17 protein-coding genes are annotated in these 17,738 nt (G+C 71.0%); 8 read left to right on the forward strand and 9 right to left on the reverse strand.

Translation table 11 applies throughout. From position 1 onward, the window contains the following. Positions 1–268: 268 nt before the first annotated feature. Together ACFVAJ_RS09815 and ACFVAJ_RS09820 are read left to right on the forward strand one after the other, a co-directional pair. Positions 269–3,397, forward strand: a complete 3,129-nt coding sequence (locus tag ACFVAJ_RS09815; protein WP_376943578.1) for a DUF5979 domain-containing protein — start codon at positions 269–271, stop codon at positions 3,395–3,397. Between the two features lie 152 nt (positions 3,398–3,549). Beyond that, positions 3,550–3,735, forward strand: a complete 186-nt coding sequence (locus tag ACFVAJ_RS09820; RefSeq protein WP_376943580.1) for a hypothetical protein — start codon at positions 3,550–3,552, stop codon at positions 3,733–3,735. A 9-nt stretch (positions 3,736–3,744) separates the two neighbouring features. On the opposite strand, the gene ACFVAJ_RS09825 is transcribed toward ACFVAJ_RS09820, so the two are convergent. The 3 genes from ACFVAJ_RS09825 to paaI form a co-directional block, all read right to left on the reverse strand. Then, the gene (locus ACFVAJ_RS09825) at positions 3,745–4,374 is read right to left on the reverse strand and encodes a TetR/AcrR family transcriptional regulator (RefSeq protein ID WP_376943582.1); all 630 of its coding nucleotides are present in this window, start codon (positions 4,372–4,374) and stop codon (positions 3,745–3,747) included. Positions 4,375–4,441: 67 nt separating this feature from the next. Next, positions 4,442–5,701, reverse strand: a complete 1,260-nt coding sequence (gene paaK / locus ACFVAJ_RS09830) for a phenylacetate--CoA ligase PaaK (protein WP_376944629.1) — start codon at positions 5,699–5,701, stop codon at positions 4,442–4,444. A 95-nt stretch (positions 5,702–5,796) separates the two neighbouring features. Continuing rightward, entirely contained in the window at positions 5,797–6,207 is a 411-nt protein-coding gene (gene paaI / locus ACFVAJ_RS09835) for a hydroxyphenylacetyl-CoA thioesterase PaaI (protein WP_376943584.1), read from the reverse strand. A gap of 145 nt (positions 6,208–6,352) precedes the next feature. Here paaI and paaA point away from each other — a divergent pair, with 145 nt between their 5' ends. From paaA to ACFVAJ_RS09865, 6 genes are all read left to right on the forward strand, one after another. After that, positions 6,353–7,339: a 1,2-phenylacetyl-CoA epoxidase subunit PaaA gene (paaA, locus tag ACFVAJ_RS09840; protein ID WP_376943586.1), complete on the forward strand. Its 987-nt coding sequence runs from the start codon at positions 6,353–6,355 to the stop codon at positions 7,337–7,339. Further along, on the forward strand, positions 7,339–7,644 hold the full coding sequence (gene paaB / locus ACFVAJ_RS09845) for a 1,2-phenylacetyl-CoA epoxidase subunit PaaB (protein WP_376944633.1): 306 nt from the start codon (positions 7,339–7,341) through the stop codon (positions 7,642–7,644). Before paaA ends, paaB begins: the two co-directional genes overlap by 1 nt. Further along, positions 7,641–8,495, forward strand: coding sequence for a 1,2-phenylacetyl-CoA epoxidase subunit PaaC (gene paaC, locus ACFVAJ_RS09850; RefSeq protein WP_376943588.1), 855 nt, complete (start codon positions 7,641–7,643; stop codon positions 8,493–8,495). The genes paaB and paaC overlap by 4 nt, the downstream gene beginning before the upstream one ends. Further along, positions 8,492–8,989: a 1,2-phenylacetyl-CoA epoxidase subunit PaaD gene (paaD, locus tag ACFVAJ_RS09855; RefSeq protein WP_376943590.1), complete on the forward strand. Its 498-nt coding sequence runs from the start codon at positions 8,492–8,494 to the stop codon at positions 8,987–8,989. The genes paaC and paaD overlap by 4 nt, the downstream gene beginning before the upstream one ends. Beyond that, on the forward strand, positions 8,989–10,194 hold the full coding sequence (gene paaE / locus ACFVAJ_RS09860; RefSeq protein ID WP_376943592.1) for a 1,2-phenylacetyl-CoA epoxidase subunit PaaE: 1,206 nt from the start codon (positions 8,989–8,991) through the stop codon (positions 10,192–10,194). Before paaD ends, paaE begins: the two co-directional genes overlap by 1 nt. 140 nt (positions 10,195–10,334) lie before the next feature. Then, positions 10,335–11,120 (forward strand): enoyl-CoA hydratase/isomerase family protein, encoded by a 786-nt coding sequence (locus ACFVAJ_RS09865; protein WP_376943594.1) that lies wholly within the window; start codon positions 10,335–10,337, stop codon positions 11,118–11,120. A 97-nt stretch (positions 11,121–11,217) separates the two neighbouring features. On the opposite strand, the gene mnhG is transcribed toward ACFVAJ_RS09865, so the two are convergent. From mnhG to ACFVAJ_RS09895, 6 genes are all read right to left on the reverse strand, one after another. Then, the gene (gene mnhG, locus ACFVAJ_RS09870; RefSeq protein ID WP_376943596.1) at positions 11,218–11,574 is read right to left on the reverse strand and encodes a monovalent cation/H(+) antiporter subunit G; all 357 of its coding nucleotides are present in this window, start codon (positions 11,572–11,574) and stop codon (positions 11,218–11,220) included. Positions 11,575–11,682: 108 nt separating this feature from the next. Beyond that, positions 11,683–11,955: a monovalent cation/H+ antiporter complex subunit F gene (locus tag ACFVAJ_RS09875; RefSeq protein WP_026378455.1), complete on the reverse strand. Its 273-nt coding sequence runs from the start codon at positions 11,953–11,955 to the stop codon at positions 11,683–11,685. Next, complete coding sequence (locus ACFVAJ_RS09880) at positions 11,952–12,590, reverse strand: Na+/H+ antiporter subunit E (protein ID WP_376943598.1); 639 nt, start codon at positions 12,588–12,590, stop codon at positions 11,952–11,954. The genes ACFVAJ_RS09875 and ACFVAJ_RS09880 overlap by 4 nt, the downstream gene beginning before the upstream one ends. Beyond that, on the reverse strand, positions 12,587–14,173 hold the full coding sequence (locus tag ACFVAJ_RS09885) for a Na+/H+ antiporter subunit D (RefSeq protein ID WP_376943600.1): 1,587 nt from the start codon (positions 14,171–14,173) through the stop codon (positions 12,587–12,589). The genes ACFVAJ_RS09880 and ACFVAJ_RS09885 overlap by 4 nt, the downstream gene beginning before the upstream one ends. Next, positions 14,170–14,685, reverse strand: coding sequence for an NADH-quinone oxidoreductase subunit K (locus ACFVAJ_RS09890; RefSeq protein WP_376943602.1), 516 nt, complete (start codon positions 14,683–14,685; stop codon positions 14,170–14,172). The genes ACFVAJ_RS09885 and ACFVAJ_RS09890 overlap by 4 nt, the downstream gene beginning before the upstream one ends. Beyond that, positions 14,682–17,645, reverse strand: a complete 2,964-nt coding sequence (locus ACFVAJ_RS09895; RefSeq protein WP_376943604.1) for a Na+/H+ antiporter subunit A — start codon at positions 17,643–17,645, stop codon at positions 14,682–14,684. The genes ACFVAJ_RS09890 and ACFVAJ_RS09895 overlap by 4 nt, the downstream gene beginning before the upstream one ends. Between the last annotated feature and the right edge of the window lie 93 nt (positions 17,646–17,738).

Here is a 17,738-nt window from a genome sequence, read left to right on the forward strand (position 1 = left end):
CCGGCGCCTGCTCACAGGGGATTCTCAGGGGCATCCGTCGTGGAAGCGCGTCATGAAGCGGCCGCCCCGCCGTCTCCTCCATGACGGCGACGACCGCCGTCCGTCCTCACCCGAGGGGACCGTCTGCGGCCGCGCACCCGAAGCACGGCCGCCGCCGCACGCGCGCGCGTTCCGCGCGCGTGCCGTCCGTCGCGCCTTCCCGGGTCGCGGGATCGTCGCCCGTCGACGCATCCCGTTTCCGGACGCCCGTAACGGAAGGAATGGCCTGTTGACGACCGTCAAGAGTGGAACACCCCCGAACCGCCTCGGCCGCGCGCGGAGGGCGGTCGCGATGCTCGTCGCGATCCTGCTCGGCGTCGCGGCGAACGTGCTCGCCGTCGGCGTCGCCGCGAACGCGGCCGAGGGCTCGCCGATCTCGATCGACGACGTCGCCTTCGTGCACAGCGAGTTCGACGACGGCAGCAGCCAGGAGCTCACGGTGAAGTGGAGCGTGCCCGGTGACGCCGTGAACCCGGTGACCGTGACCGTCGATCTGCCCGAGGGGCTCCGCGGCCACGAGGACCGGTTCGCGATGCAGGGCCCCGACGGCGAGCCCGCCGGCGAGTGCCTCGTCACGGCGTCGAAGATCACCTGCACGGTCGACCCCGACTACGTCGAGGGCCACGAGCTCGAGATGAACGGCGAGTTCACCTTCCGCGTGCAGGTGTGGCTCGAGAACCTCGAGACCGAGGAGCACGTCTTCGAGTTCGGCGACGTCGGGGCGCCCGCCACGGTGCATCCCAACCCCTCGCGCTGCGTCGAGAACTGCGAGTTCGGCGGATGGGGCGCCTGGAAGAGCGGCAGCTACCACAACCTCTCCGACACGATCACCTGGTGGGTCACCCTGCCGACCCCGGCCGACGGCATCCCCGCGGGTCGCCACATCAGCGTCACCGACGCGATCGACGAGACCGCCTTCGAGATCGTCGGCGAGCCGCAGGTGTACGAGGCGCGTTCGCTCGCCGACGACTCGCTCGGCCGGCAGAACCCCGTCTTCCGGGGCAAGCCCGCCGGTGAGGTGACCGTCTCGGGCGACCGCCGGCGCGTCGACTTCACCTCCGTCGCCGGCCTCGGCGCGGCCGCCCCCGCGGGCGAGCAGGGCATCTCGGGCTCCGTCTACCAGGTCGTCTGGAACGTGCGCGTGCTCGACGAGGGCAAGGCGAAGACCTACACGAACACCGCGAGCTACGAGATCGAGGGCACCACGCCCGGCACCACGACCGGCACCACCACCCGCTACTCGGGCTCGGGCACCGTCGTCGGCCGCAACTTCGCCAAGTTCGAGCTGACCAAGGAGCTCGCGGGCGACACGACGCTGACGCCGCGGTTCACGGTGGACTACACGGCCACGCTCGACGGAGAGGTCACCGAGCAGGGCACCATCGAACTGCGCGCCGGCGAGTCGTTCACGAGCGACGAGCTCTTCAAGGGCACCACGATCACCCTCGACGAGATCATGCCCCTCGAGCCGGCGAACGTCACCTGGGCCGACCCCGTGTTCGTGCTCCCCGACGGCACCGAGTCCGAGCGGCTCGAGCTGACGTTCTCGTCGGCGAACGGCAACCTCGGCAAGGTCACCGAGATCCGCCTCCAGAACCGGGCGACCCTCGACACGGCGTCGCTCGGCGCCCGTAAGGCCGTCGTCAACGACGACGGCATGCGGATCCCCGAGGACACGACCTTCGCGCTGGGCTACCGCTGGGCCGCCGACCCCGCGAAGGGCATCCCGGCCGGCGGCGGCTGGGTGCAGCTGCCGCTCGACGGCGCGCGCGTCGAGATCCCGCGGCTCCCGATCGGCGCGGTCGTGGTCTTCGACGAACCGGCCCCCGCGGCGATCCCCGGGGCGAGCTGGCAGACGCCGGTGATCGAGCCGGCCCAGGTCACGATCGGTGAGGCGAGCGACGGCGTCGAGGTGTCGGTGACAAACACGCTCACCCGCGACCTCGGATCGTTCGAGATCGTCAAGCGCCTCGACGGCGACGGCGCGGGCCTCGTCGACGACGCGACCTTCACCGTGAAGTGGTCGTACCCGGCCGATGTCGGGCGCGGCGTGTACGAGGGCGAGGAGGGCACCGTCGAGGTGACCGCGGGCGGCGAGGCCGCCCGCGTCGACGGACTGCCCGCGGGCGCCACCGTGACGCTCGAAGAGGTGCTCGAGGAGGTCGAGGGCGGCACCTGGCAGGAGCCGGTGTTCAGCGAGAAGACCTTCACGATCGTGAAGGACAACCGCATCACGATCGACCTCGACAACGAGCTCACGCTCGACTCGGGGTACTTCTCGGCCGCCAAGGTGCTCGACGGCACCGGCGCCTCGCTCGTGCCCGTGACCGACACCTTCACCGTCCGCTACGAGTACGACGCGGGCATCGGCTTCGAGGCGGGCGAGGGCGAGCTCGCCGTCTCGGCCGACGGCTCGGTGGCGACGAGCGGGCCGCTGCCGTACGGCGCCGTGCTGCGCCTGAGCGAGGCCGAGCCGTCGCCCGTCGTCGGCGGCACCTGGAACGGGCTCGGTGCGTTCTCGCCCAAGACCGTCACGATCGGCGACGGCACCACCGTGGCGGTCACGGTGACGAACACGATCACGCGCGACGTCGGCGCCTTCGGCCTGCAGAAGCGCGTGGAGGGCAGCGGCGCGCACCTCGCGGCGCCCGGTGACGAGTACACCTTCACGTACGAGTACCCCGCAGGCCCGGGTTTCGACGCGCTCGAGCCGACCGAGATCGTCGTGCCGGGCGACGGCAGCACGGTGACGGTCGACGACGTGCCCGCGGGCGCCGTCGTGACGCTCCGCGAGCTCGACCCCGAGGCGGTCACCGGCGGCACCTGGACGACGCCCCGCTTCGAGGCGTCGAACACCTTCGTCGTCGCGAAGGACGAGCGGACCGACGTCGTGGCCGTGAACACGCTCGAGCTGAACTCGGGCGCGTTCTCGGTGCGCAAGGACGTCGTCGGCTCGGGCGCCGGCGCGCTGCCGGCCGACGCGCAGTTCACCGTGCACTACGAGTACCCCGCCGGCCCCGGCTTCGAGGGCGGCTCGGGCGTGCTCGTCGTGCGCGCCGACGGTGAGGCCGTGACGAGCGAGCCGATCCCGTTCGGCGCCGTCGTCACGCTGACCGAGGCCGCCCCCGACGAGGTCGAGGGTGCGAGCTGGACCGGCGTCGAGTTCAGCGAGGACACGGTCGTGATCGACGACGGCACCGTCGTCGAGGTCGCCCTCACGAACACGCTCGAGCTGCCGGCCGCGAAGCGGATCGCCTCGACGGGCGTCGAGGGCCTCGTGCCCGCGCTCGCCGGCGCCGCACTGGCGATGCTCGCCGGCGCCGCGCTGTTCGTCGTGGCGCGTCGCCGCCGCGCTTGACGCCAGCCGACGGCCGGGCCGCGCATCCTCGGGGTGCGCGGCCCGCTCCGTCTCGGTCTCACGGGAGCGTTCGGGAAGTTAAGGCGATCGCCGGATGCCTCGCCCCCACCTCAGAGCGCAGGCTCGAAGTCGACCGAGCAGGAGGAGTCGACATGTTGATCTCGGAGAGCACCTTCCCCCACCTCCGCGCCGCCGAGGAGGCGCGGCTCGCGCACGAGCTCGAGCGCCGTCGGGTCGCGGCGGAACGGCAGACCGAACCGGCCCGCACCGAGCCGCGGCGGCACCGCCTCCGTCGTGCGCGTCGCACCGCCGCCGAGGGCGGGTGGGCGACGGCCTGACGCCGAGCCTCAGCCGAGCAGTTCCTGCACCCGGTTCGAGGCGGGCATGCGCAGCCCGTCGAGCGCGATCGCGATGACGTCGTCGGCGAGCTTGTCGGCGTCTTCGCGGCCGCCGGGCCGGTACCACTCGACGATCGAGTTGATCATGCCGAAGACGAGCCGCGCGACGACGCTCGCGTCGAGGTCGCTGCGCAGCGTGCCCTCGGCCTGCGCCTCTTCGACGAGGGCCGTGATCGACCGGTCGAAGGCGCGTCGGCGGGCGAGGGCGCGGCGCTCGACCTCGGTGTTGCCGCGCACGCGCAGCAGCAGCGTCACGGTCGGCAGCTTCGCGACGAGCACGTGCACCGCACCTCGGAGCGCGAGGTCGAGGCGATCGGCCGGGCGGCCGCCCGAGGCATCCGCGTCGTGGAGCACCCCCTCGAGCGCGCTCAGCGCGTCGTCGAGGGCGCGCTCGAGGATCTCGTCCTTCGAGGCGAAGTGGTGGTAGATGGCCGACTTCGAGAGGCCGAGCCGGTCGGCGAGCACGCCCATCGAGGTGGCGTCGTAGCCGTACTGGTTGAAGGCGGCGACGGCGACGTCGAGGATGCCCTGCTGGTCGTAGCCCGGGCGGCCCCGTCGGAGTGATCCGTTCTCGCTCATCGCCCCAAGTCTCTCACCAGCAGACCGCTGCACCCCGCTGCGCCGCTTCGGCGCGCGGCGACCGCCGTCACTGACCCCGCAGGTCGTAGACCCGCTTGTACTTGCCCTCGCTGCGCGGCAGCGCGCCGGGCTCTTCCAGCCGCACCTCGACGGTCGAGCCGATGAGCACCTTGATGCGCTTCGCGAGCACCTCGGTCGCGGCCTCGCACACCTCACGGGAGAGGTCGGGGTGACGCTCGATGCGCACGGTCATGGCGTCCATGCGGCCCTCGCGGGTGAGCTCGAGGATGAAGTGCGGGGTGAGCTGCTCGATGCCGAGCACGATCTCCTCGATCTGCGTCGGGAAGAGGTTCACCCCGCGCAGGATGATCATGTCGTCGTTGCGGCCCGTGATCTTCTCGATGCGGCGCATCGCGGGGCGGGCGGTGCCGGGCAGCAGGCGCGTGAGGTCGCGCGTGCGGTAGCGGATGACCGGGAACGCCTCCTTCGTGAGCGAGGTGAAGACGAGTTCGCCCATCTCGCCGTCGCCGAGCACCGCACCCGAGTCGCCGTCGATGATCTCGGGCAGGAAGTGGTCCTCCCAGATGTGGGGGCCGTCCTTCGTCTCGATGCATTCGTTGCCGACGCCCGGCCCCATGACCTCGCTGAGCCCGTAGATGTCGAGCGCGTCGATGCCGAGCCGCTGCTCGAGCTCGTGGCGCATCTCGTTCGTCCACGGCTCGGCGCCGAGCACCGCCGTCTTGAGCGAGGTCGAACGCGGGTCGATGCCCGCCGCGACCATGGCGTCGGCGATCGTGAGCAGGTAGCTCGGCGTGCAGAGGATCGCGTCGGGCTCGAAGTCGACGATGAGCTGCACCTGGCGGGCCGTCTGGCCGCCCGACATCGGGATGACGGTGGCGCCGAGCTTCTCGATGCCGGCGTGCGCCCCGAGGCCGCCGGTGAAGAGCCCGTAGCCGTAGGCGTTGTGCACCTTCATGCCGGGGCGCACGCCGCTCGCGCGGAGCGAGCGCGCGACGAGCGTCGCCCAGCGGTCGAGGTCGCCCTTCGTGTAGCCGACGACGGTTGGTCGCCCGGTGGTGCCGCTCGAGGCGTGGATGCGCGCGACCTCGGCCATCGGCACGGCGAACATGCCGAAGGGGTAGGTCTGTCGCAGGTCCTCCTTGGTGGTGAACGGCAGCTTCGCGACGTCGGCGAGGGTCTGGATGTCACGGGGGTGCACCCCCGCCGCGTCGAACTTCGCCGTGTAGAGGGGCACGTTCGCGTAGGCGTGCGCGACGGTCTGCTGCAGCCGCTCGAGCTGCAGCGCCTCGAGCTCGGCGCGGGTCATCCGCTCTTCGGGGTCGAGCTCGTCGGGGCGAGGGGGCACGAGGCCCGAGACGGTGGGGGAGGTGGTCGTCGTCGACACGTGGGACTCCGTGCTGGTCAGAGGGTGCGGTTGGTGGAGATGGAACGGCCGCGGAACTCGGCGACCGCGTCGCCGTGCTCGTCGACGACCGAGACGTCGTAGAGTCCGGTGCGGCCCGACCGGGTGCGGCGGACGGCGGTCGCGGTGAGGGTCTGCCCCGCGACGGTGGACTTCAGGAAGGTGATGTCGGCGCCCGCGGCGACGGTGACGTTCTCGTCCTCGTTGCAGGCGATCGCGAAGGCGGTGTCGGCGAGGGTGAAGACGAGGCCGCCGTGCGTGATGCCGAAGCCGTTGGTCATGTCGTCGCGCACGCGCATCGAGACGACGGCGTGGCCGGGATCGTCGTGTTCGACGACCATGCCGAGCGCCGCGGAGGCGAGGTCGCGCTGCATCATCGCGCGGTTCGGGGCGGTCGCGGCATCCGTCATGTTCGACTCCTCTTCGAGTTCGCGCGCCGTTGCTGCGACGCTGACGATGACTATATACTAACTGAACGATCGGTTAGTAATGCCGGATGCCACGTGGCGCCGTCGTTCGCGAAACACCCCGATCCCCACGTAGACACAGGAGTCGATGATGACCGCAGCTGCCGAGCTCAGCCTCGCCGGCGCCGAGCCCCAGGACGAGGCGGGCCAGGCCCTCTTCGACGAGCTCATCGCGAAGGACTCGCGCATCGAGCCCCGCGACTGGATGCCCGAGGCGTACCGCAAGACCCTCATCCGCCAGATCTCGCAGCACGCGCACTCCGAGATCATCGGCATGCAGCCCGAGTCGAACTGGATCACGCGCGCGCCGAGCCTCAAGCGCAAGGCCATCCTCATGGCCAAGGTGCAGGACGAGGCGGGCCACGGGCTCTACCTCTACTCGGCCGCGCAGACGCTCGGCATCACCCGCGACGAGATGATGGACCAGCTCATCGAGGGCCGCGCGCGCTACTCGTCGATCTTCAACTACACGACCCCGACCTGGGCCGACATGGGCGCGATCGGCTGGCTCGTCGACGGCGCCGCGATCTGCAACCAGGTGCCGCTCTGCCGTGCCTCGTACGGCCCCTACGGGCGCGCCATGGTGCGCATCTGCAAGGAGGAGTCGTTCCACCAGCGGCAGGGCTTCGAGATCCTGCTCGAGCTCATGCAGGGCACCCCCGAGCAGCGGCAGATGGCGCAGGACGCCGTGAACCGCTGGTACTGGCCGAGCCTGCAGATGTTCGGCCCGCCCGACGACCAGTCGCCGAACTCGGCGCAGTCGATGGCGTGGAACATCAAGCGCTTCTCGAACGACGAGCTGCGCCAGCGCTTCGTCGGCATGCTCGTGCCGCAGGCCGAGGTGCTCGGGGTGACCCTGCCCGACCCTGCGCTGCGCTTCAACGAGGAGACCGGCGAATACGACATGAGCGAGATCGACTGGACCGAGTTCAACGAGGTGCTCGCCGGACGCGGACCCGCCAACGCCGAGCGACTGCGCCGCCGTCGCGAGGCCCACGAAGAAGGAGCCTGGGTGCGCGACGCCGCCGCCGAATACGCCCGCAAGCAGTCGCTGAAGCAGAAGGCGGTGGCATGATGTCGACCCCCGGAGAGATGGGAACCGAGCCCTGGCCCCTGTGGGAGGTCTTCGTGCGCGCCAACCGCGGCCTCAGCCACGTGCACGTCGGCTCGCTGCACGCGCCCGACGCCGACATGGCCGTGCGCAACGCCCGCGACCTCTACATGCGCCGCAACGAGGGCGTCTCGATCTGGGTCGTGCCGGCCGACGCCGTCACGACGAGCGACCCCGACGCGAAGGGCGCGTTCTTCGAGAGCCCGGCCGGCAAGAACTACCGGCACGCGGTGTACTACACGAAGAGCGAAGGGGTGAAGCACCTGTGAGCGACGCCGACCTCGACCCGCACGGCGACGTCTCGGTCGACCGCCTCGCCCTCGCCGACGAGCTCGCCGGCGCGAGCGCCGGCGAGGGGGTGGTCGCCTCCGAGGATGCCGCGGAGTACGCACTGCGGCTCGGCGACGACGCGCTCGTGCTCGCCCAGCAGCTCGGCATGTGGATCACCCGCGCGCCCGAGCTCGAGGAGGACATCGCCCTCGGCAACATCGGGCTCGACCTCATCGGGCACGCCCGCTCGCTGCTGCACTACGCCGGCACCGCCACGGGTCGCAGTGAAGACGAGCTCGCCTACTGGCGCGACGAGCCCGAGTGGCGCAACGCGTGGCTCTTCGAGCAGCCGAACGGCGACTTCGCGTGCACGATCGCGCGTCAGCTCGTGGCATCCCTCTACCTCTTCGAGCTCTACGGCGCGCTCGCCGACTCGACCGACCCGACCCTCGCGGCGATCGCCGCGAAGTCGGTGAAGGAGGTCGACTACCACCGCGACCACGCCACCCAGTGGGTGCTGCGGCTCGCAGGCGGCACCGAGGAGTCGCGCCGCCGCATGATCCGCGCCGTCGACGTCACCTGGCCGTACGTCGACGAGCTGTTCGCCGACGACGAGCTGACCGAGCGGCTCGCGGCCGAGGGCGTCGCCGTGCTGCCCTCGACGCTGCGACCCGCGTTCGAGTCGGCCGTCGACGAGATCTTCGCCGAGGCCGCGCTCGAGCGGCCCTCCGGCCGCACCGCGTACACCGCCTCCGGCGGCGGCCGCCGGGGCTCGCACACCGAGCACCTCGGACCGCTGCTCGCCGAGATGCAGGTGCTCGCCCGCCAGCACCCGGGGGCGTCGTGGTGACCGCGACCGTCGAGCGCACCGCGTGGCAGGTCGCGGCGACCGTGACCGACCCCGAGATCCCCGTGCTGACCATCGAAGACCTGGGCGTGCTGCGCACGGTCGAGGTCGCCGACGACGGCGCGGTGCATGTCGAGCTCACCCCCACCTACAGCGGATGCCCCGCGATGGACGCCATGCGCGACGACGTCGTGCTCGCGCTCACCCACGCGGGCTACGACGAGGTGCGGGTCGACCTCGTGCTCGCCCCCGCGTGGACCACCGACTGGATGACCGACGCCGGCAAGGAGAAGCTGCGCCGCTACGGCATCCAGGCGCCCACCGGGCTCGCCGCCGCGCGCGGCGCGGGGCCGGTGCGCGTGCAGCTCGCGGTGAAGTGCCCCCGCTGCGACTCGCTCGACACCCGCGAGATCGCCCGCTTCGGCTCGACCTCGTGCAAGGCGCTCTACGAGTGCCGCGCCTGCCTCGAGCCCTTCGACTACTTCAAGGTGATCTGATGGCGGCGAGAAACCTGGGCTCGACGACGACGCCCGCGGCGAGCGTCGAGACGGCGGCCGAGGCCTTCCTCAACGCGACCGTCGGCGGCGAGCACGTGACGAAGCGCCGGCGCGCGAGGTTCCACTCGCTCGAGGTCGCCGAGGTGCGCCCGCTCACGAGCGACGCCGTCGAGGTGACCTTCACCGTGCCGATCGAGCTCGCCGAGGAGTACAGCTACCTGCCCGGGCAGTACGTCGCCCTCCGCAAGGAGCTCGACGGGCACGAGCGCCGCCGCAGCTACTCGATCTGCCGCCCGCCCCGGGTCGCCGACGACGGCACCGGCCTCATCTCGGTCGGCATCAAACGAGACCTCGGCGGCATCTTCTCGAGCTGGGCGAACAGCGAGCTGCAGGCGGGCGACACGCTCGACGTGATGAGCCCGCAGGGCACCTTCACCTCGACGCTCGACGCCCTCGACGGCAAGCACGTCGTCGCGATCGCGGCGGGCTCGGGCATCACCCCGCTCATGGCGCTCGCGCAGACGGTGCTGGCACGCTCCGAGACCTCGGAGTTCGAGCTCGTCTACACGAACCGCTCGACGCTCGACGTGATGTTCCTCGAGGAGCTCGCAGAGCTGAAGGACCGCTACCCCTCGCGGCTCGCGCTGCACCACGTGCTCTCCCGCGAGCAGCGCACCGCACCGATCCTGTCGGGCCGCATCGACGCCGAGAAGCTCGAGACGATGCTCGACGTGCTCATCCGGCCCGAGACGGTCGACGAGTGGTTCCTGTGCGGGCCGTTCGAGCTCGTGCAGCTCGCCCGCGACACCCTCGAGGCGCGCGGCGTGCCCGCGGCGCACGTGCGCTACGAGCTGTTCACGACCGACGCCGACCGGGTCGAACCGCGCCACGGGCGGCCGGTCGAGGTGAAGCAGGGCGAGGACACGGTCGCGATCGAGTTCACCCTCGACGGGCAGTCGTCGACGGTCGAGAGCCCCGTTTCGGCGAACGAGTCGATCCTGAACGCGGCGCTGCGGGTGCGCCCCGACGTGCCGTTCGCGTGCGCCGGCGGAGTGTGCGGCACTTGCCGTGCGAGGGTCGTCGAGGGCAGTGTGAACATGACCGAGAACTACGCGCTCGAACCCGACGAGCTCGAGCGCGGCTACGTGCTCACCTGCCAGTCGCACCCGAAGTCCGAGCGCGTCGTCGTCGACTACGACGTCTAGCCGCCCCCGGATGTTTCTCAGGAGCGGCCGGTCGAGCGGCAGTGCTTCTCAGGACGACACGCCGCTCGAAACGCCTGATCCGCCCCGGATGACCTGAGAAACAGAACCAGGGTCCTGAGAAACCGAATGAGGAGTAGAGGATGATCGAACTCACCGTGGCCGACGGCGTCGCCGAGGTCGTGCTGAACGCGCCCGAGAAGCTCAACTCGCTCGACGAGGCGGCACTCGCCGAACTCTCGTCGGTGTACGCCGAGGTCGAGCGGCTCGCCGGCAGCGGCGAGGTGCGGGCGCTCGTGCTGCGCGGCGAGGGTCGCGCGTTCTGCGCGGGCCGCGACATCTCGGGCGTCGACCCTCGTGAGGACGACGTGCAGGGCTACCTCGGCGGCATCGTCGAGCCGCTCCTGCAGCGCATGGCCGAACTCCCCGTGCCGACGTTCGCCGTCGCGCACGGTGCGTGCCTCGGTGTCGGACTCGGCCTCCTCATCGCGAGCGACATCGTCTACGTCGCCGACACCGCGAAGATCGGCTCGCCGTTCGCGAACCTCGGCGCGACGCTCGACTCGGGCGGCCACGCCCTCTTCGTCGAGCGGCTCGGCGCGCATCGCACGATGGACCTCATCGTCAGCGGCCGGCTCATGACGGGTGCCGAGGCGGTCGCCTCGGGGCTGTTCTCACAGGTGTTCCCCGCCGATGAGGTGCTGGATGCCACCCGCTCCGCGGCGGCCCGGGCGGCGCAGGGCGCGACCCAGGCGTTCGTCGCCTCGAAGCGGCTCGTGGCCTCGCTCCGCGACGAGCGGCTCGGCCTCTGGGCCTCGATGGCGGAGGAGAACCGGGCGCAGGCCGCGCTCTGCGACACCGCCGACTACCGCGAGGGCTTCGCCGCCTTCCAGGAGAAGCGCAAGCCCGAGTTCACCGGTCGGGGCTGAGCAGGCTGTCGCGACCGAACCTCGTTTCCGCGGCTGAAGCCCGAACGATCGGGGTTCGATCGCGGGAACGAGGTTCAATGCAGTCCGCGCGCGCTTCTCACCCGGCCGGGTGCTCGTCGTGCTCGGCGATGTCGCGCCCGAGGTCGTCCTCGATGAGCAGGTCGCGACGCACGTGGTCGGTGCGGTAGGCCGAGCGACCGAGCATGTGGGCGGTCATCGGCTGCGTGAGCAGCTGGAACGTCATGATCACGATGACGGTCGAGATGACGCCCCACGTCGGCGCGCGCAGCGCGATCGCGAGCAGCACGGTCGCGAGGCCCAGCACCTGCGGCTTCGTCGCGGCGTGCAGGCGGGTCAGCACGTCGGGGAACCGCACGATGCCGATGCCCGCCGCCATCGACAGGAACGCGCTCACGAGGATGAGCAGTCCGACGACGATCTCGGTGGCGTTCATCGGCGCCCCTCGATTCGCGTACCCGGCTCCACAGGGACGATCTCGGTGGCGTTCATCGGCGCCCCTCGATTCGCGTACCCGGCTCCACAGGGACGATCTCGGTGGCGCTCACGAGGCATCCTGCTTCGCCATGAAGCGTGCGATCGAGATCGAGCCGACGACCGCGAACATCGCGAGCACGAGCAGCACGACGAGCGTGTCGGTGTGCCGGTTGATCGCCATCTCGGCGCCGAGGGCGCACATCGCGATCGCGAGCAGCACGTCGGTCGCGAGGGCTCGGTCGAGGATCGACGGCCCCTTGATGATGCGTACGACCGCGGCGATCGCGCCGATGCCGAACATGAGGCCGGCGAGGATCGAGACGAGGGTGAGGAAGGTCACGGGGTGCCTCCGTTCTGGTCGGATGGCCCGTCGTGCATGTCGGAGTGGCTCGCCGTGCGCTCGCCCGCACGACGTGCCCGCCGCTCGGCGCGCACCACCTCGGCCTGCTCGTGCGTGCCGATTGCGAGCACGATGCGCTCCTCGGTGCCGAGCACCTGGCGGTGGGTGCGGTCGATGTCGGCCTGCGTGCGCGTGCCGAGCGCGTGCAGGTAGAGCAGCCCGCGCTCGCGGTCGATGTCGACGACGACGGTGCCCGGCACGACCGAGATCGCCTCGGCCGTGAGGGTCGTCACGAGGTCGGAGCGGGTGTGCAGCTGAACCACGATGATCGAGTTCATCGGCTTCCACCACGGCCAGATCGAGAACGCCGCCACCTGGAGCGACGCGAAGACCACGTCGACCATCATGCGCAGCCCGAGCAGCAGGCCGCGCCACGGGTTGAAGCGGCCGCTCAGCAGCACGGGCGGCAGGTACAGGGCGCGGGTCACCGCGATCGCGAGCACCAGTCCGGTGACGATGCTGAGCGCGTCGATGTGGTCCCAGAGCAGCAGCCAGAGCACGAGCAGAGCGACGAGCAGCGGCAGCTGCCGCCAGACCGAGCGCCACCGCGAGACCGGTTCGTTCGTGTGGGTCATCGCACCCCCTCGGGGAAGACGATCGAGACGTACACCGACGGGTCGCTGAGCCCCTCGGCCGCGCGCCCCGCGAGGTCGAACAGGGGGCCCGCGAACACCGTCAGGCACACGGTCACCGCGACGAGCGAGGCGGTCGCGACGACCATGAGCACCGGGGTCGTGCGGGTGGCCGTCACGGTCGCGCCCTCGGGGGCCTCGAGCACCGAGCCGAGCAGCACCGACTCGTAGCCCTCGAGCTCGTCGCGCCCGCGCCAGAACGCCATGTTCCAGAAGCGGGTGAGCGCGTAGAGGGTGATGAGCGAGGTCGCGGCGCCGGCCGCGATGACGACCCAGATGAGCCAGGCGGGGCCCGACGAGGCATCCGCCCCGGTGCCCTGGGCGCCCGCGAGGAAGAGGCCCGCCTTGCCGAGGAACCCCGAGAACGGCGGGATGCCGCCGAGGTTCATCGCCGGGATGAAGAAGAGCACCGCGAGCAGCGGCGAGGCCTTGAGCAGGCCCGCGAGGCGGGTGATCGACGTCGCCCCGCCGAAGCGCTCGATGAGTCCGGTGGTGAGGAACAGTGCGGTCTGCACCGTGATGTGGTGCACGACGTAGTAGATCGTGGCGGTCAGGCCGATCACGCTCGAGAGCCCGATGCCGAAGATCATGTAGCCGATGTGGCTCACGAGGGTGAACGAGAGCAGTCGCTTGATGTCGGCCTGGGTGAGCGCGCCGAGGATGCCGATGAGCATCGTCAGCCCGCCGATCACGAGCAGCAGCGTCGAGACGTCGCTCTCGACGAAGAGCACCGTCTCGGTGCGGATGATCGCGTAGACGCCGACCTTCGTGAGCAGGCCCGCGAACACCGCCGTCACGGGGGCGGGCGCCGTCGGGTACGAGTCGGGCAGCCAGAACGACAGCGGGAACACGGCGGCCTTGATGCCGAACGCCATGAGCAGCAGCAGGTGCAGGATGAGCTGCACGTCCTGGGGGAGCTCGGCGAGCCGCACCGAGAGCTGGGCGATGTTCGCCGTGCCCGTCGCGCCGTAGATGAGCGCGATCGCCGAGAGGAAGAACAGCGAGGAGACGAGGCTCGTGATGATGTAGGTGACGCCCGAGCGGATGCGCTCGCCCGTGCCGCCCAGGGTGAGCAGCACGTAGCTCGCGGCCAGAAGGATCTCGAAGCCGACGTAGAGGTTGAACAGGTCGCCCGCGATGAAGGCGTTGAACACGCCCGCCGACAGGATCAGGTAGCTCGGGTGGAAGATCGAGACCGGCGTCTCGCGATGCTGGTCGGCGATGCCCTGGCCGACCGAGTACACGAGCACGACGAGCAGCATGATGGCCGAGATCACGAGCATGATCGCCGACAGCCGGTCGACGACGAGCGTGATGCCCCACGGGGCGTCCCACGCGCCGAGGTAGACGACGGCGGGCCCGGTCGTGTCGACCGCGACGAGCAGCACCGCCGCGATGACGGTGACGGCGGCGAGCACGGTGACGCCCACGGCCATCTGCGCGCGCCGGTGGCGACCGAGGATGAGCGCGGTCGCGGCGCCGAGGAGCGGCAGGAGCACGACGAGGGGGACGAGCACGGCGGTCATCGGCGGGCCTCCTCGTCGTCGGCGTCACGGGTGGATGCCTCGCGCTCGAGTTCGTCGTCGAGTTCGTCGAACTCCTCGTCGCTCGCGTCGATGAGCGACTGGATCGCCTCGTCGTCGGCGGCGGAGGAGCGGATGAGGTCGGCCGTCTCCTCGGCGTCCTCGGCGAGCTCCTCCTCGTCGTCGACGAGGTCGCCCTTCGCCCCGAGCTTCGCGAGCCACCAGGAGCGGTAGATCAGCGCGAGCATGAACGCCGTGATGCCGAGGTTGATGACGATCGCGGTGAGCACGAACGCCTGGGGGAGCGGGTCGGAGATCTCGCCCTCGTCGACGCCCTCGCCGAGGATCGGCGCGAGTCCGGGGGTGCCGCTCATCAGGTACATGAGGATGTTCACCGCGTTGCCGACGAGCAGGAACCCGATGAGCACGCGGGTGAGGCTGCGCTCGAGCATCACCGAGATGCCGGCGCCGAAGAGCACGGCCATGAGGATGACGAGGGTGAGCGATGCGGTCATGCCGGGGCCCCCTCGCGGTCGGCGGCGGTGGGGTCGGCGGCCTCGGGGTCGCCCTCCGTCTCCTCCTGGTGGCGGTCGACCTCGGCGCCGAGCGAGCGGAGGATGTCGAGCACGAGGCCCACGACGACGAGGTACACGCCGATGTCGAAGAGCGTCGAGGTGCCGATCGAGAGGTGCCCGAGCACGGGCACGTCGGTCTCGAACCAGGTCGACTCGAAGGCGGTGAGGCCGAACAGCAGCGACGACGCTGCGGTGCCCGCGGCGAGCAGGAGCCCCGTGCCGAGCAGGCGCCCGGCGTCGATCGGTGCGGCCTCGCCGAGCTCGTACCGACCGCCGGCGAGGTAACGGGCCACCAAGGCGAGTCCTGCGAGCAGGCCGCCGGCGAAGCCGCCGCCTGGGGCGTTGTGCCCGACGAACAGCAGGTACACCGACACGATGATCGCCGGGTGGAAGAGGAGGCGCACGAGCACCTCGATGAGGATCGAGCGGTTGCGGGGCGAGAGCGTGCGACCGGCCAGCAGCCAGGTCTGGCGATGCTCGTGCGCCTCGGCGGCGGCATCGGTCTCGTCGTCGACCTCGGCCAGGCGCGGCTTCGCCGCGCGGATCGACGAGGCCGGCTCGAGCACGGGCTGCAGCCGGTTGCGGCGGTCGGGCTGCTCGTCGAGGCGCGGGGCGCCGCCCGTGCGGCCGGAGACGAAGATGAGGCTCGCCACACCCGTCGCGACCGCGACGAGCACCGAGATCTCGCCGAGCGTGTCCCACGCGCGGATGTCGACGAGCATGACGTTCACGATGTTCTTGCCGTGCGCCTCGATGCTGAGCGCCGGAAGGCCCTCGGCGATCGTGGGTTCGATCCGGGCGCCGAGCGCGACGAGGCCGATGACGCCCATCACGAGGCCGGCGAGCACGCCGATCACGGCGCGGGTAACACGGCCGAGCGCGGTCGGGTGCACGGCGCTCTGCTTCGGCAGCCGGCGCAGCACGAGCACGAACACGACGATCGTGATCGTCTCGACGAGCGCCTGGGTGAGCGCGAGGTCGGGCGCGCCCGACATGCCGAAGAGCAGCACGAGGCCGTAGCCCGTGACGCCGACGAGGAGCACCGAGGTCACGCGGCGGCGCACGATCGCGGCGGCGACGGCGGCGATCGCCATGATGAGGGCGATGAACGGCTGGGCCGGGTAGTCCCAGATCCGCACGCCGTCGGGCCAGGAGGCGTTGAGGATCGCCGCGGTGCCGAGCCCGCCGATGAAGACCACCATGATGATCGCGAGGTAGCCCGCGAGCCCCCGCACCTGGAACGCGGTCGTCACCCGGGCGGCGAGGCGGTCGACGAACGACACGATGCCGAGGTAGCCGCGCGCCGAGTCGAGCGCGGGCGGCACCGCCGCCTGCATGCGGGCGACCCGCTGCCGGCCCCAGACGAGCAGCGCGGCGAGGGCGAACACGGCGGCAGACAGGGCGAGCGCCGGCTCGAGGCCGTGCCAGAGCGCCAGGTGGTACTCGTGCCCGCCCGGCAGCTCGTCGGCGTAGGCCGCGAGGAGCGGTTCGATGAGCGGCACGGCGAAGGCGAACACGAAGGATGCCCCGGCCAGGAGCGCAGGCGCGATGCCGATCGCCGCACCTTCGCGGTGCAGCGGGGTGGGCGCGACCTCCGCCTTGGTGAAGAACGCACCCCAGACGAACCGCACCGTGTAGGCGACCGTGAGCACCGAGCCGACGAAGGCGGCGACGAGGGCGATCCAGCCCCAGGTGTCGCCGGCGAGCGCCGCCTCGAGCTCGGCCGTGAAGACGGCCTCCTTCGCGACGAAGCCGAGGAGGGGCGGCAGGCCCGCCATCGAGGCGGCCGCGACGAACGCGATCGTGGCGATCACCGGCATCCGGCGGCCGAGACCCGAGAGCTTGCGCCAGTCGCGGGTGCCGGCCGCGTGGTCGACGATGCCGACGACGAGGAACAGGGTGGCCTTGAACAGGGCGTGCGCGAGCAGCAGCGCGACGCCGGCGAGTGCCGCGTCACGGGTGCCGAAGCCCGTCACCATCACGAGGAAGCCGAGCTGGCTGACCGTGCCGTAGGCGAGCAGGAGCTTGAGGTCGTACTGGCGCAGCGCACGCCAGCCGCCGACGAGCATCGTGAGCCCGCCGAGGCCGATGACGATGGGATGCCACACCTCGAGCTCGGCGTAGCCGGGGGCGAGACGCGCGACGAGGTACACGCCGGCCTTCACCATCGCGGCGGCGTGCAGGTAGGCGCTCACCGGGGTCGGTGCGGCCATCGCGGCCGGCAGCCAGAAGTGGAAGGGCACGAGGGCGCTCTTCGAGACCGCGCCGAGGAGGACGAGGGCGATCGCCCACTCGCCGGCCGCACCCGTCACCGGGTTCGCGACGAGTTCGGCGAGGCTCGTCGTGCCGCCCTCGACGGCGAGGATGACGAGGCCGACGAGCATCGCGAGCCCGCCGAAGGTCGTCACCGTGAGCGCCTGCAGCGCCGCACCACGGCTCTCCTTCCGGCCGGTGTAGTGGCCGATCAGGAGGTACGAGAGCACGCTCGTCGCCTCCCAGAAGGTGAACATGACGAAGACGTCGTCGGCGGTGACGAGGCCGAACATCACCCCGGCGAAGGCGAGCAGCAGCGCGGCGAAGCGGCCGAGCGCGGGCTCGTCGTCGGCGAAGTAGTTCATGCAGTAGAGCAGCACGAGCGCGCCGATGCCGGTCACGATCAGTGCGAGCAGCAGTGCGAGGGCGTCGAGGCGGAAGCTCAGTGAGATGTCGAGCGCGGGGATCCACTCGACGGTCTCGACGACCGGAGTGCCGGCGAGGACCCCGGGGAGCCAGGTGAGCAGCAGGACGAACACCGCGGCGGGGAGGAGGGCGATGACGGCGAAGACGCGTCGGCCGAGGACGCGTGTGAGCAGGGGGGTGACGATGGCGAGGGCGCCGAAGAGGGCGAGGCAGAAGATCATTCACCCTCCTCGCGCTCGCACCGTCCGTCCGCTCAGTTTACTTGGCGTCGCGTTTGCGACGACGGCGCGTCATATGCCGAGAGCGGAATCGGA

It is taken from the genome of Agromyces sp. NPDC057679 (genome assembly GCF_042799635.1).
In the GTDB taxonomy this organism is placed as follows: domain Bacteria; phylum Actinomycetota; class Actinomycetes; order Actinomycetales; family Microbacteriaceae; genus Agromyces.